Below are 24,321 nucleotides of genomic sequence, written 5' to 3'. Positions count from 1 at the left end.
GATAATGCAGCAAATAATCAGGGTGCCACGGTTACTCATGGCGCCCTGTGTAGCGGGCCTGTTTCCTCTTGCAAAGAGTTTTGTGGACCCTACCCTGCCCCCATGACCACAGATCCGATCCACGAGGTGCCCGAAGGCATCGAACAGCTTCTCGAAATCATGCGGCGACTGCGCGATCCGGTCGGTGGCTGCCCGTGGGACATCGAACAGGATTTTTCGACGATTTCTCCCTACACCATCGAAGAGGCCTATGAGGTCGACGATGCGATTGCGCGCGGCGACATGGCCGACCTGAAATCGGAACTGGGCGATCTGTTGTTCCAGTCGGTGTTTCAGGCGCAAATCGCCGCCGACAAAGGGCTGTTTAATTTCCAAGATGTGGCAAAGGCGATCTCCGAGAAGATGATCGACCGCCATCCCCATGTGTTCGCAGATGAATCAAACGAGAAATCCGCCGATCAACAGACTCGGGACTGGGAAAAAGTGAAGGCGGCCGAACGCGAAAGGCGCGGAGAAACCCGTGTGCTTGACGGCGTGGCTATGGGGTTGCCCGCGCTGATGCGGGCGCAAAAACTGCAAAAGCGGGCCGCACGAGTCGGGTTTGATTGGCCCGATGCCTCTCATGTCCTCGACAAAATCCGCGAAGAAGCCGCCGAATTGGAGGAAGCCCGTGACACGTTAAGCCAGGCGGAAGTCTTCGAAGAATTCGGTGATCTGTTGTTTGTGGTGGTCAATCTGGGGCGCCATTTGGGTGTCGACGCCGAGGAGGCTCTGCGCGCCTGCAATGCGAAATTTACACGCCGTTTCAATTCGGTAGAAGACGCACTGAAAGCACGAGGCAAAACACCGGACCAAAGCGATCTCGCGGAAATGGACGCGCTTTGGAATGAGGTGCGGGCCGCCGACAAGGTTGCAAAGTGACGGCACGACAATAACCTGATTTTTTCGGTCAGCTATTGACCCTACCAAAACAGTCAGATTAAAAGCAGCTCAAACAACGGAGCTGAAAATGACACTTACCCGATCCCTCTTTGTGACAACCACACTCGCCCTCGCCACCACAGCAGCCACCGCGGACGTGAACGTTTACTCGTACCGACAGCCTGAGCTCCTCGCACCTCTGACAGAGGCGTTCACCGCCGAGACCGGCATCGCCGTGAATGTTGCCTACCTCGAGAGCGGCATCACCGAGCGCCTCGTGGCCGAGGGTGATCGTTCCCCTGCCGACGTCATTTTGACCGTTGATATTGCACGCCTCGCAGAAGCGAAGGCAGCCGGTGTCACCCAGCCTGTCCATAGCGACGTCCTGAGCGCACAAGTGCCCGCAGACTTTCGCGATCCCGAAGGGGATTGGTGGGGCCTAACCACCCGTGCACGTGTTGTCTACGCCTCCAAAGAGCGCGTCGCAGAGGGCGAAATCCAGAATTACGAAGACCTCGCGGATCCCAAATGGGCCGGTCGCATCTGCACCCGCTCGGGCACCCACGACTACATGATCGGCCTGACATCCGCCTATCTCGAGCACCACGGTGCAGAAGCTACGAAAGAATGGCTGAGCGGCCTCAAATCCAACCTTGCGCGCAAACCACAGGGCAATGACCGCGCACAGGTCAAGGCCATCTGGGCCGGTGAATGCGATCTTTCAATCGGTAACACCTACTACATGGGCGCCATGCTCGCCGACGAAGAGCAGAGCGAATGGGCCAATAGCGTTCGCCTCGAGTTCCCCGTTTTTGAAGGTGGCGGAACGCACGTGAACATCTCCGGCGTTGCCTTGACGAAAGCGTCTAAAAACAAAGAAGAAGCTATCCAGTTCATCGAATTCCTGACATCGCCCAACGCACAGGAAATCTACGCAGAAGCCAACAACGAATACCCGATCGCACCGGGAACGGCTCCGTCCGACCTCGTCGCGAGCTGGGGCACATTTGAAGCAGACGCTGTGAACCTGATGGATATCGCGGGCCACCGTGCAGAGGCGCTGCGCCTGACAGAAGAAGTCGACTACGACGGCTAATCGGACCCACTCCGACACCGCCGAATATTGGCCCATCCTGTGTCTCGCAGGGTGGGCCTTTTCATATCCGTTTGTGATGCATTCAGAGACGGCGCAAAAATTCACGTTGACAGAATCTTTCGCGGCGGTCACCAATGGCGGCATGAAACAAGCAATCGCCATCAACTTCTTTTATTGGACCGATCCTTCATAGGCGCGGCCAAGTAGTGATGGAAAACGAAAGGCCGCCGCAGGGCGGCTTTTTTGATTTCATGTTGTCTCCTTGCGGTGGAAAACCCGGAGATAAACGAGATGAAACACGCAAAACTGACCGCCCCACCAGCCCTCACTATCCGCCCCGCGGAATGGAGGGATAAAGCCGTCCTGCTGGACATGATCCGAACCCTCGCGCGCCATCACGGCGACGCGGCAACGATCACGCTGCCCGTTCTCGTTGACCTGTTGAAATCCGATTTACCGTGGTTGCGCCTGATCGTGGCGGAACGTGATGGCATGGTTGTCGGTTACGCGGGTCTGACCGGCGGGATGCGTTTGCATTTCGGGGAACGTGTCATGACACTGGATCATCTGTTCATCGATGAAAACCACCGGGGTCAAGGCATCGGACGCGCGCTAATCGCGCACGCGCGCCAGACGGCTGTGGACCACGGATGCGCGCGCCTGACCGTGGGCACCCGTGAGAGCAATACCCACGCGCAGGCCGCCTACCTCGCCTGCGGCTTTTCAGAGGTCCCGCAAACCGGCAAACGGTTCGTGATGCAATTGGCATGAGCGCAATTGGAGGGGTCAGAGGGCGATAACGCCAACCTTCTGACCCTTCACCGCGAGGCCGACTTCGCCACGACACAGGCGCAACGCGTCGTCACCGAAGACTTCGGCACGCCAGCCTTTGAACATCGGCAAATCACGGTCTCCCGCCGCAATCCGGTCGAGATCAGATGCAGAAGCGATCATTTTCGCGGCCACATTGAAGGTATCCGACTTCGCCTTGAGCAGTACGCGCAGCATGTCCGCGAGGGCCGGATTGACCTGCAATTTGTCATTGTTGGTGTCAGGGCGCGGCATATCCGCAGGATCGTAGTTCGCGGCCTTTTCAATGGCGGCCAGAATACCGTCGGCGATATCGCCGCGCCGTGCTTCGCGCAGCAGGAGCCGTGAACGCGACAGATCCTGTGGTGTCTTGGGCTTGGTCGAGGCCAATTCCAACAGCGCATCGTCTTTGTAGACGCGGTTACGAGGGATGTCGCGTGACTGCGCATATGTCTCACGAAACGCTGCCAACTCTTTGACCGCCGCAAGGAATTTACCCGAGTTCGTCCGCGTTTTGACGCGCAACCACGCCTCGTCCGGGTGAACCACATAGGTATCGGGGGTCAGGAGGACTTCCATCTCCTCGGCAACCCATTTTTCACGCTCTTCCCGCTTGATCTCATCGCGCAGGAATTCATAAATCACGCGCAAATGGGTCACATCTGCCAGAGCATAGGTCTCCTGCGCCGTGGTCAGGGGACGGCGCGACCAATCGGTGAAACGCGACGTCTTATCGAGGCTTTCGCGCGCAATCTTGCGCACGAGGGTCTCATATCCGACCTGTTCACCAAAGCCGCAGACCATTGCCGCGACCTGTGTGTCGAACAAAGGTTCGGGGATCACCTTACCCTGAATGTAAAAAATCTCGAGATCCTGACGCGCGGCGTGAAAGACTTTTACAACGCTTTTGTCGCGGAAAAGATCGTAGAGCGGCGCGAGATCGATCCCGTTTGCGAGCGGATCGACAAGAACGGCATCTTCTTTGGCATCGCTCGGCAGCGCGAGCTGAACCAGACAAAGCTTTGAATAATACGTGCGTTCTCTGAGGAATTCGGTGTCGACCGTGACATAATCATGTGACTTGGCGCGGTCGCAGAAGGCTCTGAGGCCCTCGGTCGTGGTAAGTGTGATCATTTATCTCTTTTGTGCATTGGTGCGGGGTCATCCCGCAGGTTGGATCCAGTAGCCTCGTGTAAAATGTTTAAGACGTTTTGCCTGTGCAGGGAAGCCTTTAACCACGGGCCCAATTTTGCGCTCGTTCCGGGCGGTGCGGTTGGGATGCAATACGCACCTCACCCCCCATCAGTAAACGCGAAAACTCCGGTCGCCTTCCATGAAACGGCGAAGGGTTTCGGGGTAAATCAAATGCTCCTTGGGGAGCACTCGCGCGGCCAGTGTGTCGGCGGTGTCCGAGGGCAGGATCGGCACACGCGCCTGGGCGAGGATCGGACCGCCATCAAGTTCGGCCGTCACTTCATGCACCGAACACCCCGCCTCGGTGTCTGCGGCATCGATCGCACGTTGGTGGGTGTGCAGGCCTTTGTATTTGGGCAAAAGCGAAGGGTGGATATTGAGCATCCGACCCGCGTAATGGTCGATAAACTCAGGCGTCAAAATGCGCATGAACCCAGCGAGGCAGATGATGTCGGGGCGGGCATCGTCAATCGCGGCTATCAGAGCGGCGTCAAAGGCGGCACGGTCCCCTTTGAAGGGTTTGTGATCAACGACAGCGGTCGGGATCCCCATATCGGCGGCTTTTTGCAGCCCTCCGGCGCTCGGCACGTTGGACAGGACGAGGCACGGGCGCGCGGGGTGATCGCCGGTCATGCTCTCGGCCAATGACATCATATTGGAGCCACCGCCGGAAATCAGGATCGCGACGCGCTTCAAGCCAGCGTGCCCTCGTAGGTGACTGACCCGCCTGTCGTGACGCGACCGATGTTATAGACCGTCTCTCCCTCGGCGCTCAGCACGGAGATGAGGTCATCAGCGCGCTCGGCATCCACAACGACGATCATCCCGATGCCAGCGTTAAAGGTTTTGAGCAATTCGGATTGCTGCAAACCTGCGGCTTCGGTGAGCCATGCGAAGACGGGCGGCAACGTCCAGGTGGTCAAATCGATGTCCGCCCCCAATCCATCGGGCAGAACGCGCGGCAGGTTTTCGGTAATCCCCCCGCCGGTGATATGGGCGAGTGCATTCACCCCGCCCGCACGGATCGCCGCGAGCACGGGTTTGACATAGAGCCGCGTTGGTTTCAGCAATTCGTTGCCAAGCGTGTCATCGGAGAACGGCGCGATATCGTTCCAGCGGAAACCAGTGACCTCAACCGTTTTGCGCACCAAAGAGTAGCCATTGGAATGAACACCGTTCGAGGCGAGGCCCAACAGGACGTCACCGGCCTTCACGCCCGCGGGCAAATGTGCGCCCCGCTCCATCGCGCCAACCGCGAAACCGGCCAGATCAAAATCACCCGCTTCATACATCCCCGGCATTTCGGCCGTTTCACCACCAATCAGGGCACATCCGGCCTGCGCGCAGCCTTCCGCGATGCCTTCTACAACGGCGGCCGCGGAGTCTACGTCGAGCTTTCCGGTCGCAAAATAGTCGAGGAAAAACAGAGGCTCTGCACCCTGGCAGACGAGGTCATTCACGCACATCGCCACGAGATCGATGCCCACCGTGCCAACATGGTCAGTATCAATCGCGATCCGCAGTTTGGTGCCCACGCCATCGGTCGCCGCCACGAGGATCGGATCACTATAACCGGCGGCTTTAAGATCGAAGAGCGCGCCAAACCCGCCTAGGCTCGACATCACGCCGGAGCGGGCGGTTTTCTGGGCGGCCGGTTTGATCCGTTCGACCAAGGCATTGCCCGCATCGATATCGACGCCGGAATCCGCATAAGTCAGACCGTTTTTACCATATGTGTGGCCGATGGAATCATTGCCCATGTCCCGCGTACTCCGCTTTCGGTGGCGGCGCGCGCCACTATCCAATTTATGCGACCGAATACGCGGTTTGTGACGCAAAGAAAACCCCGCGCTGTGCGTCCAAAACCAGAACGGGGCGAAAATCGAAACGGGGCGTAAAGTGGCGCGCGATTTCTGTAACACTGCGTGCAGGCCCAAAGCGAGCCGTCGAAGGGGCTTGACCCTCTGAGACCCTCGATTTACGCAGTGCGTCAGGCGGGCCTGTAGCTCAACTGGTTAGAGCAGAGCGCTCATAACGCTTTGGTTGCGGGTTCAAGTCCTGCCGGGCCTACCACCCCTCCCTGCCTTTTGTGATCGCGCCACTATCCGCGCGGCAAAACGATGTCGGCCTGAAGGCCGCCCAGTCGGGCACTTTCACCCAGTCGCAGCGTACCACCATGGCGGCGCGCGACGTCGGTCGCGATCGCCAGACCGAGCCCGACCCCCGATCCCTTGTTTTGGTTGCGCGCCGCGTCGAGGCGCACGAACGGCATCTGGGCACGATCACGCATATCCGACACGATACCCGGACCATCGTCCTCGACAGAGATGACCACGGAGCGATCAAGTTCCTTCACCGAAACGCGCGCGTGGTGTGCATACCGGCGCGTATTCGAGAGCAGGTTGTCCACAGCGCGCGCCAAAGCTTCGGGCCGCGCCATCATGTCGAGCGCGTGCTGCGGCATCGGGCCAAAAGTCACAGAACCGCCTGCCCGCTCGGCGCTCCCCACGCAGGTGCGCACCAATTCCACCACATCGATTTCGCTTGGCTCTTCCACGGTCGCGGCACGGGAAAAATCGAGAAAACCGTCGATCAGACGCTCCATCTCGTCAATATCGCCCATCATATCCGCCACCTCGTCGGCTTTTTCCGGATCATCGGCGAGCATGGACAGGCCCAGCCGCAGCCGCGTCAGGGGCGTGCGCAAATCATGGGAAACACCCGACAGCATGAGGGTGCGTTGTTCGAGATGGCGTTCGATCCGCGCGCGCATGTTCAAAAACGCCGCCCCCGCAGAGCGGACTTCGACGGCGCCACGCGGTTTATAGGGTTTGCTCTCCCCGCGCCCGAAGGCCTCTGCGGCTTTGGCGAGGCGGCGGATCGGGCGGAGTTGATTGCGCAGGTAGACAAAGGCGATCAACGTCATCAGCACGCCGGTGCCGAGCGTCAGGACGAGCATCTGGTGCGGGTTCGACGCCGATGCGCGTTCACGCGGCAGATCCAGAACGAGGCGCCCACTCTCCAAGTTCAGCGAAAACCGCAAACGACGCGGGTCCATCACGTTCACACCATCGAGTGTGGGAAAGGCAGACCTCAGGTCGTCTTCGATCACCCGCGAGCTGACGTCATAGAAGGGGCGCGCGGTTGTGACCGGCTGCGCCTGCGCACCGAATTCACTGCGATAGCCCAAGGTCTGATCCAATTGCGCCAAACCCGCATCGTCGCCGCGATTCGCCGCTGTGACGAAGAGCGCTGTTTCGGCCTTTACGCCGCGCATCAATTGATGCGTGATGTCGTTGAAATAGCGCTGCGAGAACGCGACGATAACCACCAACTGGATCACCACCACCGGCACCAGCAGGATCAACGCGGCCCGCCCATAAAGCCCGCGCGGCACATATTTTTTGAGCCATCCAAAGAACATGGCTATTGGTAGCCCTGCACGCGAGCGGAGGGAAAGCAAAAATGGCACTAAAGCGCCCCGAACAGATTACGCAGATGGATCGCGGGCTATGGCGCGTCTTGGCCGACAACCCTTCCCCGATGACATTCTGGGGCACGAACAGTTTCGTTCTTGGCGACAGGGCATCCCGGATTGTCATCGACCCGGGTCCCGACCTTGCGTCCCACCACGACGCGCTCATTGAGGCCCTTTCGGGCGCGAAGGTCGATGCGATTCTGGTGACCCACGCCCATCTTGATCACTCCGCTGGTGCCTCAATGCTCGCGGAGGCGACAGGCGCACCAGTGTTGGCCTTCGGTTCAGCCACGGACGGGCGTTCGGATATCATGAATGATTTGGCCGCGTCCGGGGCGTTGGGCGGCGGTGAAGGTGTTGATCATGCCTTTCGCCCTGATCAGCGTTTGGGGGATGGCGAGATACTTGATACCCCGTGCGGCACCGTCACAGCATGGCACACGCCCGGGCATATGGCCGGCCATCTTTGTTTCGCGTGGCGCGACGTCCTGTTCTGCGGCGATCATATTATGGGATGGTCAAGTTCCCTCATTTCGCCCCCCGATGGCGATGCGGCTGCGTTTCGAAATAGCTGCATGCGGTTGAAAACCTTGGCACCCGCCCGAATGCTCCCCGCGCATGGTGACGAGATCGAGGATCCGGCCCAACGGATCGATGATTTGCTCGCCCATCGCGGCGCCCGAGAAGCCTCCATCATAGAAGCCTTGCGAGACGGCATGCGCACGCTGAATGAAATCACGATGCGTGTTTATACAGACATCCCGCAAAGCCACCTGCCCGCCGCTTCGCGCAACACCTTTGCCCATCTCATTGATCTGGTTGAACAAAACAGAGTGTCCGCCTCACCCACCCTCGGCGAAAGCGCCACTTTTACGCTGCTGTGAGGGGTCGGTAAAAAAGTGAAACTTTTGTCACAATAGGCTCTTGCGGGGCCTTGGGGGGATGAGTATACAGCCCGACATGTTCCGGCGTAGCTCAGCGGTAGAGCAGTTGACTGTTAATCAATTGGTCGTAGGTTCGATCCCTACCGCCGGAGCCAAAAAATTCTAGGACTTAGCGCTCGCCCGCTAAGTCCTTTTTCGTTTCAAGCTGGAAACATGTTTTGCCGAAACCGGAGACGACCGTGGCGCCGCGCAGGTGCGACATTGCCAGCACGCAGACCGCGTGAACCTTCGCAAGACACGAAAAAACCCGCGGAGGCCCCCGCGGGTTTTGTCAGTTAGTAAAATTCGTCAGGGTCTGAGGGATCAGACCATGCGGCCCGCTTCGCGAGCGACATCGCCAATCTGGACCCGCGAGAGGTTCAGGTCAGCCAAGTCACGGTCTGTCATCGAGGAGAGTTCCGCATAAACGCGGTTCTCTTCGGCGCGTTGGGCACGGCGACGCATCCAGACGTCACGGACAGCAGAGATACGCTGCGAAAAGTTTGCGCGCGGGGCGAGGAATTCAGAAACATAGGCCATATCAGGCTCCTTTCGGATGGGGCGTCTCGGTCGGCCCCGTTTGATGGGCCATTTAACCGCGGCCCTTTGCGTTCGAGAGGAATATGCGCCTCCAAGCGCTTTGGCACCAGTCACAGTTTGGTCTTCCCGCTATGCACTAGACGCATAAGTTGCCCTGTTAACGCATGGGTAACATTTCCGTGCTCTTGCCCCCTGCCCGTTTTTCCCGCAACAAGACACCAATTCCCAAGGAGGATCACATGACCCAGGCCCGCGACGTAAACATCGGCTCCGTTAGCTTTTCCAACGCCCGTCCAATCGGATTGATCGTAGGACCATGTCAGCTCGAAAGTCTCGACCACGCGCGCATGCTGGCCGACCGGATTGCGCAGGCCTGCGAGGCGACGGGAACGCCATTCGTCTTTAAAGGGAGCTACGACAAAGCGAACCGGTCATCTCTGTCGGGCAAACGCGGGCTTGGCGCGCAAAAGGGCCTCACCATTCTCTCGAAGATCCGCGACGAGTTCGGCTGCCCCGTTCTAACCGACGTCCACGAAACACATCACTGTGCGATGGCCGCCGAGGTTGTCGACATTCTCCAAATTCCCGCGTTCCTGTGCCGTCAAACCGACCTGCTTCTCGCCGCGGGCGAAACCGGCAAGGCGGTGAATGTCAAAAAGGGTCAATTCCTCGCGCCATGGGACATGGACAATGTCGCAGAAAAACTCGCCTCGACGGGCAACGACAAGATCATGCTTTGTGAACGCGGCACGTCTTTTGGCTACAACACACTGGTCAACGATTTCCGCGGCCTGCCCCGTATGGCGCAAACCGGCTATCCGGTGATTTTCGATGCCACACATTCGGTTCAGCAACCGGGCGGACAAGGCACCTCGACGGGGGGAGATCGCACAATGGTGCCGCCTCTCGCGCGTGCGGCCGTAGCTGTTGGTGTGGCTGGCCTGTTCATAGAAACCCACGAAGATCCCGACAATGCGCCCTCTGACGGGCCCAATATGATCCGCATCGAAGACCTCGCACCGCTCCTGGGGACTCTGACGGCCATAGACCGTATCACAAAGGGGTGACGGGGAAAAAACCGCGACAAATTCCCTTTCATTGTCTTATTCCTGCCGTCATATCGACCATGAGGCACGCGATGATCATTCGCGTAAGTGGTAAAAAAACAGGTTCGATATGTTCACAGCACAGAAACCGGCACCAACACCGAAACCGGACACACCGGAACAACCCGTTCCCGTGACATTCCGCGACTGGGCCGCGCTCTAAATACGCGCATCCAGTTGCCGTTTGCCTGTCCCCCGTGACATAATTCGGGGGGTGCAAAAGGTGTCTTTATGGCTGGATCCTCCGTCTCCTCCATCCGAAATCTCGGACCCTCGTCAGAGGCAGAGTTCGCACGCGCAGGCATCCATTCAGCCGAGGAATTGCATGCCATGGGCGCGAATGCCGCCTATGCGATGTTGCTCGCAAACGGCGCGAGACCCCATTTCATTGGCTACTATGCGCTCGTTATGGGATTGCAGGGACGGCCATGGAATGACTGCAAAGGCAAAGAGAAAGAAGACCTGCGCCGCCAGTTCGATGGCCTCGTCTCGCAGGTGCGCGCAGACCCACATTCGGCGCCGACAGGTATTGAGGCGGAACTCGACCGGATAGGTACCGGCCTCAAACGCAGCAAGACCTGAGTGGAACATTTGCGCCCCGAGATGCGTTGAACATCAAACGCAACAACGCAAACGGAGCCCTCACATGGATATTCTACGCATTATCGCCGCCGTTATTTTGCCCCCGCTGGGTGTCTTTCTTCAGGTCGGTCTGGGCAAACATTTCTGGCTGAACATCCTGCTGACCTTGCTTGGCTATATTCCCGGAATCATTCACGCCGTGTGGATCATCGCCCGCGAACCGCAGGCCCGCCGCATCTGATCGCGTTGCAATCTCGTCATGAAAAAACCCGGGACCACGTCATGTGATCCCGGGTTTCTCATTTTCAAACGTGGCGGGTTTAGCCGACCAGTTCGAGACCGGAGAAGAAATACGCGATCTCAACGGCTGCGGTTTCCGGAGCGTCCGACCCGTGCACGGAGTTTTCGCCGATCGAGAGGGCGAACTCTTTGCGGATGGTGCCGTCGGCAGCATCGGCAGGGTTGGTCGCGCCCATCACGGCACGGTTTTTAGCGATGGCATCTTCGCCTTCGAGAACCTGAACCACGATCGGCTCGGAAATCATGAATTCGCAAAGTTCGTCAAAGAACGGGCGACCTTTGTGGACGCCGTAGAATTCCTGTGCCTGCGCCAGCGTGAGCTGGATGCGCTTGGACGCGACGACGCGCAGACCGGCTTCTTCGAACTTGGCGACAATTTTGCCGGTCAGGTTACGTTTTGTGGCATCGGGTTTGATGATGGAGAAAGTGCGCTGGATCGCCATGGGAGCCTCTTCACGGTTGAGCAATTGCATAGAACGGCCGACGGGATCACCCCGACCGGATCGCGCGCCGGATATCATGGGGGTTGTGAATTGAAAAGCAATGATTGGATCGCGCATGGTGGCGGTATCGTTCCTGATGTCCCGTGAAACGCGCGACACGGCTGGACCCCCAACAATTGCCCTGATAAGCGGCGCACATGCTCAAGATACAAGACATCACCTACGCCATCGATGGCCGCACGCTGATCGAAAACGCCTCCGTCACGGTTCCCACCGGCCATAAGGTCGGCATTGTGGGCCGCAATGGCGCGGGCAAAACGACGCTTTTCCGCATTATTCGCGGGGAACTGGTGCTCGAAGGCGGCTCGATCGAGATACCGCGCGGCGCCCGCATCGGCGGCGTTGCACAGGAAGTGCCCGGAAACGAGGTGTCGCTGCTCGACACTGTTCTGGCCTCGGACACCGAACGCGCCGCCCTCATGGCCGAAGAATCAGACGACCCGCACCGGATTGCCGAAATCCAGACCCGTCTGGCCGACATCGATGCATGGTCCGCCGAAGGGCGCGCGGCATCCATCCTGCGCGGGGTCGGATTTACCGAGGAAGAAATCCACATGCCCTGCTCCGCCTTTTCGGGCGGTTGGCGGATGCGGGTTGCTTTGGCGGGCGTGCTGTTTTCGGCGCCGGACTTTCTGCTCCTCGACGAACCGACAAACTATCTCGACCTTGAAGGGGCTTTGTGGCTCGAAAACTATCTCGGGCGCTATCCCCACACCGTGCTGTTGATTTCGCACGACCGCGCGCTCCTCAATCGTGCGGTAGGCGCGATCCTGCATCTGGAATCCAAAAAGCTCACGCTTTACACCGGCAACTACGACACATTTGCCAAAACCCGCGCCGCCCAACGCGCGGTTCAGGCCGCAGCGGCGAAAAAACAGGCCGCGCATCGCGAACACCTGCAGAGCTTTGTCGACCGCTTCAAAGCCAAGGCCTCCAAAGCCAAGCAGGCGCAAAGCCGCGTCAAGATGCTCGAAAAGATGGAGACGATCACCGCGCCCGAAGATGCCGCGCGGGTGGTTTTCACCTTCCCCGAGCCCGAAGAATTGTCACCGCCCATTATCAACATCGAAGGCGGCTCTGTCGGCTATGACGGCAAGGCGATCCTGCAGAGATTGAACCTGCGCATCGATCAGGATGACCGCATCGCGCTCTTGGGGCGCAACGGCGAAGGCAAATCGACCCTGTCGAAACTGCTCTCCAACCGGCTCGACGCGATGGGCGGAACTATCACGCGTCACTCCAAATTGCGCATCGGGTTTTTCGCCCAGCATCAGGTCGACGAATTGCATCTCGACGAGACGCCTTTGGACCATGTCCGTCGCGAACTCTCTCATCTCGAACCGGTCAAGCTGCGTGCGAAACTGGCGAGCTTCGGATTGGGCGCCGAGCAGGCCGAAACAGCCGTAGGTCGCCTGTCGGGTGGGCAAAAAGCACGTCTGTCGCTGTTGCTGGCGACGCTGGATGCGCCCCATTTGCTGATCCTCGACGAACCGACCAACCACCTTGACATCGAAAGTCGTGAAGCCTTGGTCGAGGCGCTCACCGCCTATTCCGGGGCGGTTGTTCTTGTGTCTCACGACATGCACCTGCTGAGCCTTGTGGCTGATCGTCTCTGGCTGGTCAAAGACGGGGCCGTGACGCCCTATGAAGAGGATCTCGACGCCTATCGTCGTTTCCTTCTGAGCGGTGATGAAAAACCCAAAGCCGCCAAACAGGCCGCACCCGCGCGCCGCAAAGCGACCCGTGAGGAATTCATGGCCGCACGCTCCGAGGTGCGCAAAGCCGAGGCGCGCATTGAAAAGCTGACCGAAATGAGCGAGAAATTGCAGGTCAAACTCGCCCGTCCCGAACTCTACGAGAACAAGGGCGAGGCGATCATCTGGCAAAAGAAATACGCCGAAGTTGTCGAAGCAACCGAGCGCGCTGAGGCCCTATGGCTCGCCGCTCTCGACGCGCTGGAAAAGATGGAAAGCTAAGGGTGGACGTCCAAACACTCATCACGGCCTTCTTCACGCTCTTTGTGGTGATTGACCCCATTGGGCTGGCCCCTTTGTTCGTCGCTTTGACGGCAGGCGCGACGCGCGATCATCGCCGCAGCGTGGCGGTGCGCGCGGTGTTGATTGCGTTTGGCATTCTGCTCGCCTTTGGGTTTTTCGGTGAGGCTGTGTTGGGGTTTGCGGGCATTTCGATGGCTGCGTTCCGCATTGCCGGTGGGGCGCTGTTGTTTTTGACCGCGCTCGACATGTTGTTTGAACGGCGCACCAAACGGCGTGGCGAACAGGCGCACCGCGAAGAAGAAAACGACAACGACCCATCCGTCTTCCCCTTGGCCACACCGCTCATCGCGGGGCCTGGTGCGATTGCATCGCTGATCCTGCTGGTCGGTCAGTCGGGGTCGGCGCTCGAAACGGCGGCGATTTTCGGGGTTCTGGTCGCGGTTTTGGTCCTTGTCCTCGTGTTCTTTCTCCTTGGCGGATTGCTCGAAAAGGCAATTGGCGAGACCGGCATCAACGTCGTGACCCGCCTTTTGGGCATGCTTCTCGCGGCTCTGTCTGTCCAATTTGTGATCGATGGTGTGCGCGATATCGGGCTGATGGCGGGGTGACATCGCCACCTCGCGCCCCTATCTCTGAGACATGACAGCCGATGACTCCGCACGCATTTTGTACCTCTCCCTCCTTTTAGGGGCGATTGGGTTCTATTTCCTCGTCGCCAACCGGCGGCGCATGGGTCAGATGGTGCGCCATGCGGCCCTATGGGCGTTGATCTTCATCGGTCTTCTGGCGGCTGCGGGCCTCTGGCAAGATGTGCAGACCCGCATTGCCCCCGCCCAGATCGTGAGCGGCGATGGTGTCGTTGAGGTGCCGCGCGACCGTTCCGGACATTATGTGGTTATGGCTGAACTCAATGGAACTTCCGTTGAATTCCTCGTCGACACGGGGGCGTCAAATGTCGTCTTGTCGATGGAGGACGCGGAACGCGCGGGAATTGACGTGGACAACCTCGCCTTTCTGGGACGTGCAGAAACCGCGAACGGGACCGTGCGCACGGCACCTGTCTGGGTGAAAGAGTTGAGCTTCGGTGGCATCGTCGATCATGACGTGCGCGCCTATGTGACCGACGGCGACCTCTTTGGATCGCTACTCGGAATGGATTATTTGCAGCGCTTCGAGCGGATTGAAATCACGCGTGACCGTCTTATCCTGACGCGGTAACAGCCTGTTTTCACGCCTTTTTCGTCCAACGCCCACTTTCTTCCGACCAATACTGCGCGGCGCATCCTGCATCGGTGAGCGTTTTCCATTGCTGTCGGGCGGTTTGCACCGCGTCGGGTGCGTGGCCATCAAACAGGATGCAAGTCCGCTCCAGACGCCCGATTTCGTCGGGGGTGACATCCGCCCCCCCGACGCTCATCAAACAGGTCGCGTCATTGCCACCCGTCATCGTGGTCAAAAGCACCGGCTGATCGCTGTCGTGCTCTCCCCCCGCAATGCCATGGGCGAGAAACCCGTCGCGTTCCCATAGGCGGGCACTTAGCGCAGACAGGGCGTCCGGCGACGTGCCGCGCACCTCGACACGCCAATCCGCCGCAAGCGAGCGTTCGATCAGCGTGCCTAGCGTCACGTGCAGCGGATTGCGCGTGATGTGGTAGAAATAGACCTCGCCCAAGGGTTAAACCGCGAGATCATCGACAAGTCGGTCCAGCGCCAGGACGCCCCAGCCGGTCGCGCCCTTTGGCGCAAGCGCGGTCTCGGATTTCACCGATGCCACACCTGCGATGTCGAGGTGGATCCAAGGCATGTCGTCTTTGACAAACCGCTGCAGGAACTGCGCGGCGGTGATGGACCCGGCAGGCCGCCCGCCCACGTTTTTCATGTCCGCAATGTCGGATTTCAACTGTTTGTCATAGCTCTCGCCGAGAGGCATGCGCCACGCACCCTCGCCCTCAGCCTTCGCGGATTTGAGGAAGGCATTGCAGAACGCATCATCGTTGGAAAACACGCCCGCATTGTCATGGCCGAGCCCGATAATGATCGCACCGGTCAGTGTGGCAAGATCGACGATGGCGCGGGGTTTGAATTTCTCCTGTGCATACCAGAGCACATCGCACAGAACGAGCCGCCCTTCGGCGTCGGTATTGATGATCTCGACGGTATCGCCCTTCATGGAGCGCACCACATCGCCCGGACGGATCGCGTTGCCGTCGGGCATGTTTTCAACGAGACCCACCAAACCGATCACGTTTTTATTGGCTTTGCGCAGGGCGAGCGTTTTCATCACGCCAGAAACAACACCGGCGCCGCCCATATCCATGGTCATGTCTTCCATGCCGGCTGCCGGTTTGATGGAAATACCGCCCGTATCGAAGACCACACCTTTACCAACGAGGGCCAGCGGCGCGTCGCCCTTTGCGCCGCCATTCCATTGCATGACGACCACTTTGGAGGGGCTCACCGAACCCTGTCCCACACACAACAGCGCCCGCATGCCGAGCTTTTCGAGGTCGGCCTCTTCGAGCACCTCAACCTTTACCCCGAGGTCGCTCAGTGCAGAAAGGCGCGCGGCAAATTCGGTGGTGGTGAGGACGTTGGCGGGTTCGGACACGAGGTCACGAGTGAAATAGACCCCCTGTGCGCGCGCATCGACACTGGCGATATCGAGCGTTTCGGGTTTGGTCATGGCAAAAGTCACGTCCATTGCCGCCTGTTTGGCACCCGCGCCCTTGTGGTCGCAGAACGCATAGGCGCGCAGCGATACGCCGAGCGCCAGATCGTCAACGCGCTTCAACGTGCCCGGGATCACTGTCCCGCCTGTTTCGTCCAACACCTTCCCGATTTCGGCACCACCTTTGCGCGCGTCCTCAACGCTTGCCTGATTGCCGAGTTTCACCACGAGCAATCCTGTGCAGGCGAGGCCCGTCGGGTAGGCGAGTTCACGCGCTTTACCTGTTTCGAGCTTTTCAAAGGCGTCGCTTTCCACGAACCGCGTCAGTGCCCCCTTAGTCAGCCTATTGATGCGACGCGCGGCCTGTCCGAGTTGGCGAGACGGCGGGATGACGATCGCAAGCCGCCCCGTCATTGTAGCAATCTGGTCGAGATCTAGCTGCGAGGCCGTGAGACGGGGTGTGAGGGTCATGTTGGTTTCTCCGCGAATGTGTGTTGCCCTATTGGTAACGAGGGCATCGGGGGCTTTCCAGAGCACTTATGGGCTTTCTGAAACCAACGGGGACGGTTATGGTCCGCGCGCACGCGGCATGCAGACCGCGCCAGACTGCGGAGGCCGCGTAATTTGGGGAAATTCGACAGATACCTGCTTCAGCAATTGCTGATGCTGTTCGGGTTTTTCTGCCTGCTTCTGACGTTGATCTTCTGGGTCAACCGCGCGGTGACACTGCTCGATTGGCTCATGGGCGACGGTCAGAGCGTGGCGACGTTTTTCCGCCTGTCGCTGTTGTCATTGCCCGGTGTCATTGTGAATTTGCTGCCGATTGCGGGGTTTATTGCTGCAGTCTACGCCACCAACCGTCTGTCCTCCGAGAGTGAATTGGTTGTTGTGCAGGCCGCGGGGTATTCGCCCTACCGGATGGCGCGACCCGTTATCATCTACGGCCTGATCGTGACTGCAATGGTGGCCATGCTTGCGCATGTTCTCGAACCACTTGCCAACCGCGAACAGGAAGTGCGCCGTGTCGAGATTTCGCGCGATGTGACCGCGCGTCTCCTCACCGAAGGGACATTTGTGCATCCGGTTTCAGGCGTCACATTCTATGTGCGCGAAATCACGCCGGCGGGCGAATTGATCGATGTCTATCTCTCCAACAGCCGAAACGCCGATCAACGCCAGAGCTTTACCGCGCGCCGCGCTCTCATCGTCGAAGAGAACAACGAACCGCTTCTGTTGATGTTCGACGGGGCGGCGCAGGTCTACAATCTGGAAACCAAGGCGCTCGCGATCACCCGTTTTGAAAGCTTCGCCTACGGATTGGGGGATTGGCTGCAGCCCGCCGACACGCCTCGCTGGCGCACCCGAACCCTGACAACGGCCCAGTTGATATCCCGTCCGGCGGATGTTCTCGCGCAGTCTCAGGCAACGCCGCAGGAAATGGTGACGGAAATCCATTCGCGCAATAACCGTGCCTTCATGGGACTTGCGGCTTCGCTACTCGGGTTCTCCGCCTTGCTGGTCGGTGGGTTTTCACGCTTTGGATTGTGGCGGCAAATCTTTCTGGGCGTGGTGATCATGGTTGCGATCAAGAGCCTCGATAACTCCGTCGCGGCGATGGTCGAGCGGACGCCCGCAAAATGGCCCCTTCTCTATCTGGTCAATGTGATCGGCGTCGCGGCGAGTTTCGGGTTGCTCTGGCTGGCCGCGCACCCCCATCTCGATCTCGGGCGCGCGCGGCGGGCACGGGCCGCGCGGATGGAGGCGTCATGAAGCTCGACCTCTATTTCGCGCGCCGCTATGCCCGTGCGCTGCTCATGGTGACGGCGATCTTTGCCGCGCTCATATTGATGGTGCAGTCGGTCGAGGAAATCCGCGTCCTGTCCAAAGCCGGCGTTGGTGTTGGGGCGTCCTTTCGCGTCGCAGTCCTCTCCGTACCGACGCGTCTTTACGAAATCCTGCCCATCGTGGTGACCATCGCCACGCTCGTTCTCTTTCTGGGTCTGGCACGGTCGTCCGAACTCGTCGTCGCGCGGGCGGCGGGGCGATCCGCGCTGCGCTATCTGGTACCCCCTGTCGTCGTCGCCCTGTTGTTCGGGGTCCTCAGCGTCGCGGTCATCAACCCGATCGCCGCCACGACAGAGCGCCATTACGAATCCCTGCGCACGACCTATCTGGATGGCGCCCAGCAGGTGTTTTCTGTCTCTGACGAAGGGCTGTGGCTGCGCGAAGGGAATGCGGATGGCCAACGGGTGATCCGCGCGACGCGCTCCAACCTCGACGGCTCCGAACTCTATGATGTGACATTCCTCGGGTTTGATGCCGAGGGCGTTCCCCTCGAACGCATCGAGGCCGCAACCGCGCGCATTTCCGACAGCGACTGGGTGTTGGAGCGGGTCAAAAAATGGCCACTCGAGGGAAGTCTGAACCCGGAGGCGGATTCGATCCAGCTCGACACATTGAACCTGCCCACCACGCTCACGCTGGACGAAATCAGAGACCGGTTCGGATCGCCTAAATCGGTTCAAATCTGGGAAATGCGCGCCTTTATCGAGCGGTTGGAAAGCGCGGGTTTCTCGGCACGGGCCTATAAGATGTGGCTGCAATCGGAACTTGCACTGCCGCTGTCTTTCGTTGCGATGGTTCTCATCGGGGCAGGCTTTACAATGCGTCACGCGCGCCTTGGATCGAATGCAGTCAACGTGATTACGGCCATAATCCTCGCGTTCGGGTTCTTCTTTCTGATTTCCTTCGCGCGTATTCTTGGGGAGAACGGCGAGTTGCCGATCCCTGTTGCCGCCTGGGCACCGCCTATCGCTGTCATCCTCGCGGCGCTGGCTCTTTTGTTACATCTGGAGGACGGATGATGCGCCGGTTCCTGTTTGTTTTTGTCTTGCGCGCAGTGATGGCATCCTGCCTTATGGTGGTCGCATGGCCCCAATCCGCGCGCGCCCAACAGGAAACGCCTGTCACGCTTTTGGCCGATACCGTCCGCTTTGATGGCACGACGCTCACGGCCTCCGGCGCTGTTGAGGTCTTTTTCCAAGGGCGCCGTTTGCAGGCCAGCAAAATCATCTACAACAATGCGACCGGTGATCTTGAGGTGCTGGGTCCAATCCGTCTGACGGAGGCGGGCGGCAACACCATCATCCTCGCCTCGCAGGCCGCAATCGACAGCGATCTGCAAAACGGAATCCTCACCTCGGCGCGCATTGTCGTTGACCGGCAATTCCAAATCGCGGCGGCCCAGCTCGACCTGATCAACGGTCGCTATACCCGCGCGGCACGGGCCGTGGCCTCGACCTGCGAGGTGTGTATCGGCCAACCCGTTCCGATCTGGGAAATCCGCGCTGCGGAAGTCATTCGTGATGACCTCGAAAAACAAATCTACTTCAATGACGCGCAATTCCGCCTCTTCGGGGTGCCGGTTTTGTATTTGCCGCATCTGCGCGTGCCCGACCCGTCGCTGGAGCGCGCCACCGGTTTTCTGGTGCCGGTCATCCGCTCGTCTTCCCGACTGGGGCTCGGGATCGAGGTGCCGTATTTTGTCACGCTGGGCGATCATGCGGACCTGACCTTTACGCCATATCTGTCACGCGAAAGCCGATCACTCGACCTGCGCTACCGGCGGGCAACGCCCCGTGGCGGCTATGAAATCAACGCTGCAATCAGCCGCGATTCCTTGGTCGACGACATGCGCGGATACGCATTCCTGCAAGGCGCATGGGACGTTGGACGCGGCCTTACCTTCGGGGTAGACCTGCGCACCACCTCCGACATCGCCTATCTGGTAGACTATGGCATCTATGACGGGGACCGCCTGCCCTCGCGGCTGACATTGTCGCGATATGGGGCCAGCGGTGCGGTGGATGCGGAGATCATCGAATACCGCACCTTGCGTGAATCCGAGGTCGCCATCGCCGACACCCTGCCATTTTTGATCGGGTCCGTGCGCTACGAAACACGCGTTGAGCCCGCAAATCTGCCCGGTCGTCTGACCTTTGGCCTCTCCGCGTCAGGGTCGTATCGGGTTTCTGACGCCGATGTTGAGGGAACCGATATCCTGCGCGTCGGAGCAGACGCCACATGGCAGGTCGGCACGATTGTCGGCCCCGGGATAACGCTCGATACGCGCGCAGCCATCGATATCGATGCCTATAGCCTGCACCAGAACTCCGAGTATGACGAAACAGCCCTGCGGGTGACACCGGCTGCGGAGGTTCAGATCGGCTGGCCGATGGTACGCGCGACCCGAAATGGCGCGGTACAGGTGGTTGAGCCATTGCTCCAACTCGGCTGGTCGCAAACCTATGGCGGCGATGTCCCAAACATCGACTCCTCGCTCATCGAATTTGAAGAGGGCAACCTTCTCACCCTGTCGCGCTTTCCGGGCGCGGACCGGCGGGCCACGGGGCTAGCAGGCGCGGTTGGTCTACGCTTTACCCATACGGACTCCGATTTCACCGCCTCCGGCACCATCGGTCGGGTTGTCTCCGCGGCGGCCGATCCGGATTTCTCGCAGGCCTCCGGCCTGTCCGGTGTGACGTCCGACTGGCTCCTCGCGGGGCACCTGTCATTTCCAAAAGGCGTCGCGGTCGATGCACGTGCGGTGATTGACGAAACCTTCGGCGTCACCAAATTCGAAACCCGCATGTCGATCGACCAACCGACCTACGGCATCGGCGCGCATTATGCGTGGGTCATCGCGGATGCTTTGGAAACGCGCGACGAAACGCTCAGTGAGTTGGGACTTGATGCGCGTGTCGACCTTGGTTCGAACTGGTCGGCGGAGGCACGCTATATCTACGACTTCACCGCGCAGGAGGCCACGCGCGCAGGGGTTGCGATTGCATTTGAAAACGAATGTGTCCGGATGCGGTTTGATGTATCGCGCCGCTATTCCGAGACCGAGGCCCTGTCGTCCAACACGGACTATGGCTTTACCGTCGGCTTTGGCGCATTCGACGGGCAAAGCGGATGTCGCCGATAGACCGGCGGACGCGCGCGCGCCCACGGCCGGAAACGCGCTTGGCGGGGCCGCAGAAACCCCTTAAGTATGGGCAAAACCAAGGGTCGAAAAGGACGCGAGGATGGGCATGACGGCAAATACTCTACACCGGTTGATGGCGCGCCATCGGCGCACACGCGCCACGACCCTGCGTCTGTTTGCGGGCCTGTGGGCCGTAGCAATGGCCTGTGCGCTGACAACTGGCGCCATGGCACAGCAGAACCTTTTTTCTCCCGTGGCCCATGTTAATGACAGCGTGGTGACGCGCTATGAATTGAACCAGCGTATTGCGCTGGGCGGCGTGCTGGCCGGTGGAATTTCCCAAGAAGACGCCCTGAACGCTCTCATTGACGAACGTCTGCGCCTGCAGGCGGCTGCGCGCGCCGGCGTTGTGGCATCAGAAGAGGAAATCGCCCAAGGGATCGAAGAATTCGCCGCCCGCGGATCGCTGTCGACCCAAGAGCTTCTTGACGCCCTCGGGCGTCGCGGCGTGGCGGCGGAAACGCTGCGCGATTTTGTGTCTGCGGGGCTGATCTGGCGGACCTACATCCGCGCGCGTTTCGCATCGCGGGTCAATGTCACAGAGGCCGAAATCGACCGCGCCCTCCAGCAGGTGCGCCCGGGTGGCGGCCTTACGGTCGCTATGTCGGAAATCTTCCTGCCTGCACGCACCCCGTCCGAGCGCGCCCAGTCAGAACGTCTCGCGCAGCGGATTGCCAGCAACGCGACCATCGGCTCGTTCGCAGCCGCCGCGCGGCAATATTCGGTTGCGCCATCGCGCACATCGGGCGGGCGCATTCCCTCCGCCCCGCTCGGCAACCTGCCACCACCCCTGCGCACCGCAATCCAAGGCCTCTCACCGGGCGAAGTGACCGCGCCGCTCTCGACGCAAAACGCGATCGGGATTTTCCAGTTGCGGGCTTTGTCCGAAACAGACACGCCCACACCCGATGCGGTCGCGATTGAATACGCCGCCTATTACATTGCCAATGGCCAAGATGCCTCCGGATTGGCGAAAGCGGCCAAAATCAAGGCCGATATCGACACCTGCGACGACCTCTACGAAATCGCCAAGGGCCAGCCGGAAGAAGTCCTGCAAATCGACACCCTGCCCGTGGGCGAAATCCCCAATGACGTGGCCTTTGAATTGGCCAAACTGGACCCGGGCGAGGTTTCGACCGCTCTGACACGCGCAGATGGCGCAACGCGGGTGCTATTGATGCTCTGCGGGCGGTCCTATGATGCATCCGACAGCGAGGCGCCTGATCGCGAAGCCTTGGCCAACAACCTGCGCAGCTCACGGTTGGCCTCCATCGCAGACAGCCATCTTGCCGAGCTACGGGCCGATGCAATCATCCTGATCGACTAGATGCCACACCTGCGCCCCCCAATTGCGCTGAGCTGTGGTGAACCGGCCGGCGTTGGCCCCGAACTCGCGCTTAGAGCGGGCGAATTGTTGGATGGCGAGGTGCCGTTTTTCTGGATCGGCGATCCACGCCACCTGCCCGATGGGGCCCGCATCCATACCATTGAGACGCCGCATGAGGCGCATTCGATCCCGCGCGGACATCTGGCGGTTCTCCAACATGACTTCCCTGCCCCTGTGACGCCGGGCACGCCCGACCTTGCCAATGCCCGTGGGGTCGTGGAGGTATTGGAGCGCGCGGTGACCTTGGTACGTTCGGGCACTGCCAGTGCGCTATGCACGGCACCGATCAACAAAAAGGTCCTCAAAGACGGCTGTGCCTTTGCCTACCCCGGCCACACCGAATTTCTGGCGCATTTGGGCGGTGTCGAGCGCGTCGTGATGATGCTGGCTTGCCCGCAATTGCGTGTCGTGCCCGCCACCATCCACATCGCGCTGTCAGAAGTTCCCACTGCCTTTACCCCTGAACTGCTCGAAGACACCATCCGCATCACGGCCACCGATCTGCGCCGCTACTGGGGGCTGGCCTCGCCGCGTATCGCTATCGCCGGTCTCAACCCGCACGCGGGCGAAGGCGGTGCGATGGGGCGCGAAGAGATCGATTGGATGGCAGGCCTCATAGCGCGTCTTCGCAAAGAGGGATTTGACCTGCGCGGCCCGATGTCACCCGACACGATGTTTCACACCCGCGCTCGCGAAGACTATGATGTGGCGATTTGTGCCTACCACGATCAGGCTCTGATCCCGATCAAGACGATCGATTTTGCCGGTGGGGTCAATGTGACCCTCGGCCTGCCTTTCATCCGCACCTCTCCCGATCACGGAACGGCATTTGATATCGCAGGACGCGGCATTGCCGATCCCACATCCCTGATCGCTGCTCTGCGAATGGCGTGGGAGATGGCGCAAACCACCGAGGACACCTCCCATGGCAACGTTTGACGGACTTCCCCCCCTGCGTGAGGTCATTGATGCGCATGGCCTCGTGGCGAAGAAATCCATGGGGCAGAACTTTCTGCTCGACCTGAACCTCACCTCAAAAATTGCGCGCATGGCAGGCGATTTAACGGCCTGTGATGTGCTGGAGGTCGGGCCCGGCCCCGGCGGGCTCACACGGGGTCTTCTCGGCGAAGGGGCGCGCAAAGTGCTCGCTGTGGAAAAGGACCTGCGTGCCATGGGGGCGCTGGCGGACATTGCCGCGCGCTATCCCGGGCGGCTCGACGTGCTCAACGCCGATGCGCTCGATATCGACCCCTTGGAGCGGCTCGAAAAACCGGTGCGCGTGGTGTCCAACCTGCCCTACAACATCGGCACAGAGCTCCTGGTGCGCTGGCTGACGCCGCCGGAATGGCCGCCCTATTGGTCGTCCCTCACGTTGATGTTCCAGCGCGAAGTGGCCGAACGCATTGTCGCCCAACCGGGTTCAAAAAAGTTCGGCCGTCTCGCCATCCTGAGCCAGTGGAGATCCACTGCGCGCATCGTGATGGAGCTGCCGCCCGAGGCCTTTACGCCCCCGCCGAAGGTGCATTCCAGCGTGGTGCATATCGAGGCCCTGCCCGCCCCCCGATTTGAGGCCGATCCAAAGGTTCTCGAACGGATCGTCGCGGCGGGTTTCAATCAGCGGCGAAAGATGTTGCGCGCCTCCCTGAAAGGCATTTCTGCCGATATCGAAGACCGTCTCACCGCGGCGGGTATCAAACCCACCGACAGGGCCGAACAGATTTCAATTGAGGCATGGTGCGCCTTGGCGCGCGAGGTCGCACGGGGGTAAA

General features: G+C 59.9%; 24 protein-coding genes and 2 tRNA genes. 18 read left to right on the top strand and 8 right to left on the bottom strand.

The features are described 5' to 3' along the window. Positions 1-102 precede the first annotated feature (102 nt). The 3 genes from mazG to ABD815_RS13135 all read left to right on the top strand — a co-directional run bounded on the left by mazG (position 103) and on the right by ABD815_RS13135 (position 2,788). Positions 103-921 (top strand): nucleoside triphosphate pyrophosphohydrolase, encoded by an 819-nt coding sequence (gene mazG, locus ABD815_RS13145; protein WP_344847748.1) that lies wholly within the window; start codon positions 103-105, stop codon positions 919-921. Positions 922-1,009: 88 nt separating this feature from the next. Further along, positions 1,010-2,017 carry a Fe(3+) ABC transporter substrate-binding protein gene (locus tag ABD815_RS13140; RefSeq protein ID WP_344847747.1) on the top strand — a complete coding sequence of 336 codons (1,008 nt, stop codon included), beginning with the start codon at positions 1,010-1,012 and terminating at the stop codon, positions 2,015-2,017. Positions 2,018-2,308: 291 nt separating this feature from the next. After that, positions 2,309-2,788 (top strand): GNAT family N-acetyltransferase, encoded by a 480-nt coding sequence (locus ABD815_RS13135; RefSeq protein WP_344847745.1) that lies wholly within the window; start codon positions 2,309-2,311, stop codon positions 2,786-2,788. Between the two features lie 15 nt (positions 2,789-2,803). Here the strand turns inward: ABD815_RS13135 and rnd are convergent, their stop codons facing one another. From rnd to purM, 3 genes are all read right to left on the bottom strand, one after another. After that, a complete protein-coding gene (gene rnd, locus ABD815_RS13130; protein WP_344847744.1) occupies positions 2,804-3,961 on the bottom strand; it encodes a ribonuclease D in 1,158 nt (385 codons plus the stop codon). Positions 3,962-4,129: 168 nt separating this feature from the next. Continuing rightward, positions 4,130-4,717, bottom strand: a complete 588-nt coding sequence (gene purN / locus ABD815_RS13125; RefSeq protein WP_344847742.1) for a phosphoribosylglycinamide formyltransferase — start codon at positions 4,715-4,717, stop codon at positions 4,130-4,132. Next, positions 4,714-5,781 carry a phosphoribosylformylglycinamidine cyclo-ligase gene (gene purM, locus ABD815_RS13120; RefSeq protein ID WP_344847740.1) on the bottom strand — a complete coding sequence of 356 codons (1,068 nt, stop codon included), beginning with the start codon at positions 5,779-5,781 and terminating at the stop codon, positions 4,714-4,716. The genes purN and purM overlap by 4 nt, the downstream gene beginning before the upstream one ends. A 236-nt stretch (positions 5,782-6,017) precedes the next feature. On the opposite strand from purM, the gene ABD815_RS13115 reads away from it, so the two are divergent. Beyond that, a tRNA-Ile gene (locus ABD815_RS13115) sits at positions 6,018-6,094 on the top strand. Positions 6,095-6,122: 28 nt separating this feature from the next. On the opposite strand, the gene ABD815_RS13110 is transcribed toward ABD815_RS13115, so the two are convergent. Beyond that, complete coding sequence (locus ABD815_RS13110; protein WP_344847738.1) at positions 6,123-7,445, bottom strand: ATP-binding protein; 1,323 nt, start codon at positions 7,443-7,445, stop codon at positions 6,123-6,125. A gap of 41 nt (positions 7,446-7,486) precedes the next feature. Here ABD815_RS13110 and ABD815_RS13105 point away from each other — a divergent pair, with 41 nt between their 5' ends. After that, positions 7,487-8,383 carry an MBL fold metallo-hydrolase gene (locus ABD815_RS13105; RefSeq protein ID WP_344847737.1) on the top strand — a complete coding sequence of 299 codons (897 nt, stop codon included), beginning with the start codon at positions 7,487-7,489 and terminating at the stop codon, positions 8,381-8,383. An 80-nt stretch (positions 8,384-8,463) separates the two neighbouring features. Further along, positions 8,464-8,538 (top strand) — tRNA-Asn (locus ABD815_RS13100). Between the two features lie 208 nt (positions 8,539-8,746). Here the strand turns inward: ABD815_RS13100 and ABD815_RS13095 are convergent. Beyond that, entirely contained in the window at positions 8,747-8,962 is a 216-nt protein-coding gene (locus ABD815_RS13095; RefSeq protein WP_344847736.1) for a YjiS-like domain-containing protein, read from the bottom strand. 239 nt (positions 8,963-9,201) lie between these two features. Here ABD815_RS13095 and kdsA point away from each other — a divergent pair, with 239 nt between their 5' ends. The 3 genes from kdsA (at position 9,202) to ABD815_RS13080 (ending at position 10,891) form a co-directional block, all read left to right on the top strand. Continuing rightward, on the top strand, positions 9,202-10,029 hold the full coding sequence (gene kdsA, locus ABD815_RS13090; RefSeq protein ID WP_344847734.1) for a 3-deoxy-8-phosphooctulonate synthase: 828 nt from the start codon (positions 9,202-9,204) through the stop codon (positions 10,027-10,029). A 270-nt stretch (positions 10,030-10,299) separates the two neighbouring features. Further along, positions 10,300-10,650, top strand: a complete 351-nt coding sequence (locus tag ABD815_RS13085) for a TfoX/Sxy family DNA transformation protein (protein WP_344847732.1) — start codon at positions 10,300-10,302, stop codon at positions 10,648-10,650. A gap of 64 nt (positions 10,651-10,714) precedes the next feature. Beyond that, a complete protein-coding gene (locus tag ABD815_RS13080; protein WP_344847731.1) occupies positions 10,715-10,891 on the top strand; it encodes a YqaE/Pmp3 family membrane protein in 177 nt (58 codons plus the stop codon). A gap of 79 nt (positions 10,892-10,970) precedes the next feature. Here ABD815_RS13080 and ndk read toward each other — a convergent pair whose 3' ends face one another. Next, complete coding sequence (ndk, locus tag ABD815_RS13075; protein ID WP_344847730.1) at positions 10,971-11,393, bottom strand: nucleoside-diphosphate kinase; 423 nt, start codon at positions 11,391-11,393, stop codon at positions 10,971-10,973. Positions 11,394-11,590: 197 nt separating this feature from the next. On the opposite strand from ndk, the gene ABD815_RS13070 reads away from it, so the two are divergent. From ABD815_RS13070 to ABD815_RS13060, 3 genes are read left to right on the top strand one after another with little or no spacing between them, the layout of a single operon-like run. Next, positions 11,591-13,429, top strand: coding sequence for an ABC-F family ATP-binding cassette domain-containing protein (locus tag ABD815_RS13070; RefSeq protein WP_344847728.1), 1,839 nt, complete (start codon positions 11,591-11,593; stop codon positions 13,427-13,429). 2 nt (positions 13,430-13,431) lie between these two features. After that, on the top strand, positions 13,432-14,058 hold the full coding sequence (locus tag ABD815_RS13065) for a MarC family protein (protein WP_344847726.1): 627 nt from the start codon (positions 13,432-13,434) through the stop codon (positions 14,056-14,058). 31 nt (positions 14,059-14,089) lie between these two features. Beyond that, positions 14,090-14,668 (top strand): retropepsin-like aspartic protease family protein, encoded by a 579-nt coding sequence (locus tag ABD815_RS13060; protein WP_344847725.1) that lies wholly within the window; start codon positions 14,090-14,092, stop codon positions 14,666-14,668. A gap of 10 nt (positions 14,669-14,678) precedes the next feature. On the opposite strand, the gene ABD815_RS13055 is transcribed toward ABD815_RS13060, so the two are convergent. Together ABD815_RS13055 and ABD815_RS13050 are read right to left on the bottom strand one after the other, a co-directional pair. Next, entirely contained in the window at positions 14,679-15,122 is a 444-nt protein-coding gene (locus tag ABD815_RS13055; RefSeq protein WP_344847723.1) for a DNA polymerase III subunit chi, read from the bottom strand. A 3-nt stretch (positions 15,123-15,125) separates the two neighbouring features. Next, positions 15,126-16,589 (bottom strand): leucyl aminopeptidase, encoded by a 1,464-nt coding sequence (locus ABD815_RS13050; RefSeq protein ID WP_344847721.1) that lies wholly within the window; start codon positions 16,587-16,589, stop codon positions 15,126-15,128. Between the two features lie 153 nt (positions 16,590-16,742). On the opposite strand from ABD815_RS13050, the gene lptF reads away from it, so the two are divergent. The 6 genes from lptF (at position 16,743) to rsmA (ending at position 24,320) form a co-directional block, all read left to right on the top strand. Continuing rightward, positions 16,743-17,888: an LPS export ABC transporter permease LptF gene (gene lptF / locus ABD815_RS13045; protein WP_344847720.1), complete on the top strand. Its 1,146-nt coding sequence runs from the start codon at positions 16,743-16,745 to the stop codon at positions 17,886-17,888. Further along, positions 17,885-18,982, top strand: a complete 1,098-nt coding sequence (gene lptG / locus ABD815_RS13040) for an LPS export ABC transporter permease LptG (protein ID WP_344847718.1) — start codon at positions 17,885-17,887, stop codon at positions 18,980-18,982. The genes lptF and lptG overlap by 4 nt, the downstream gene beginning before the upstream one ends. Further along, positions 18,979-21,105: an LPS-assembly protein LptD gene (locus ABD815_RS13035; protein WP_344847716.1), complete on the top strand. Its 2,127-nt coding sequence runs from the start codon at positions 18,979-18,981 to the stop codon at positions 21,103-21,105. Before lptG ends, ABD815_RS13035 begins: the two co-directional genes overlap by 4 nt. Before the next feature lie 106 nt (positions 21,106-21,211). Beyond that, positions 21,212-22,492 (top strand): peptidylprolyl isomerase, encoded by a 1,281-nt coding sequence (locus ABD815_RS13030; protein WP_344847714.1) that lies wholly within the window; start codon positions 21,212-21,214, stop codon positions 22,490-22,492. Continuing rightward, positions 22,493-23,491, top strand: a complete 999-nt coding sequence (gene pdxA, locus ABD815_RS13025) for a 4-hydroxythreonine-4-phosphate dehydrogenase PdxA (protein WP_425549861.1) — start codon at positions 22,493-22,495, stop codon at positions 23,489-23,491. Next, the gene (gene rsmA, locus ABD815_RS13020) at positions 23,478-24,320 is read left to right on the top strand and encodes a 16S rRNA (adenine(1518)-N(6)/adenine(1519)-N(6))-dimethyltransferase RsmA (protein ID WP_344847712.1); all 843 of its coding nucleotides are present in this window, start codon (positions 23,478-23,480) and stop codon (positions 24,318-24,320) included. Before pdxA ends, rsmA begins: the two co-directional genes overlap by 14 nt. The last annotated feature ends 1 nt before the right edge of the window (position 24,321 follow it).

The organism is Celeribacter arenosi, from assembly GCF_039539485.1.
In the GTDB taxonomy this organism is placed as follows: domain Bacteria; phylum Pseudomonadota; class Alphaproteobacteria; order Rhodobacterales; family Rhodobacteraceae; genus Celeribacter; species Celeribacter arenosi.
This window is presented reverse-complemented; position numbering and strand designations above follow the sequence as displayed.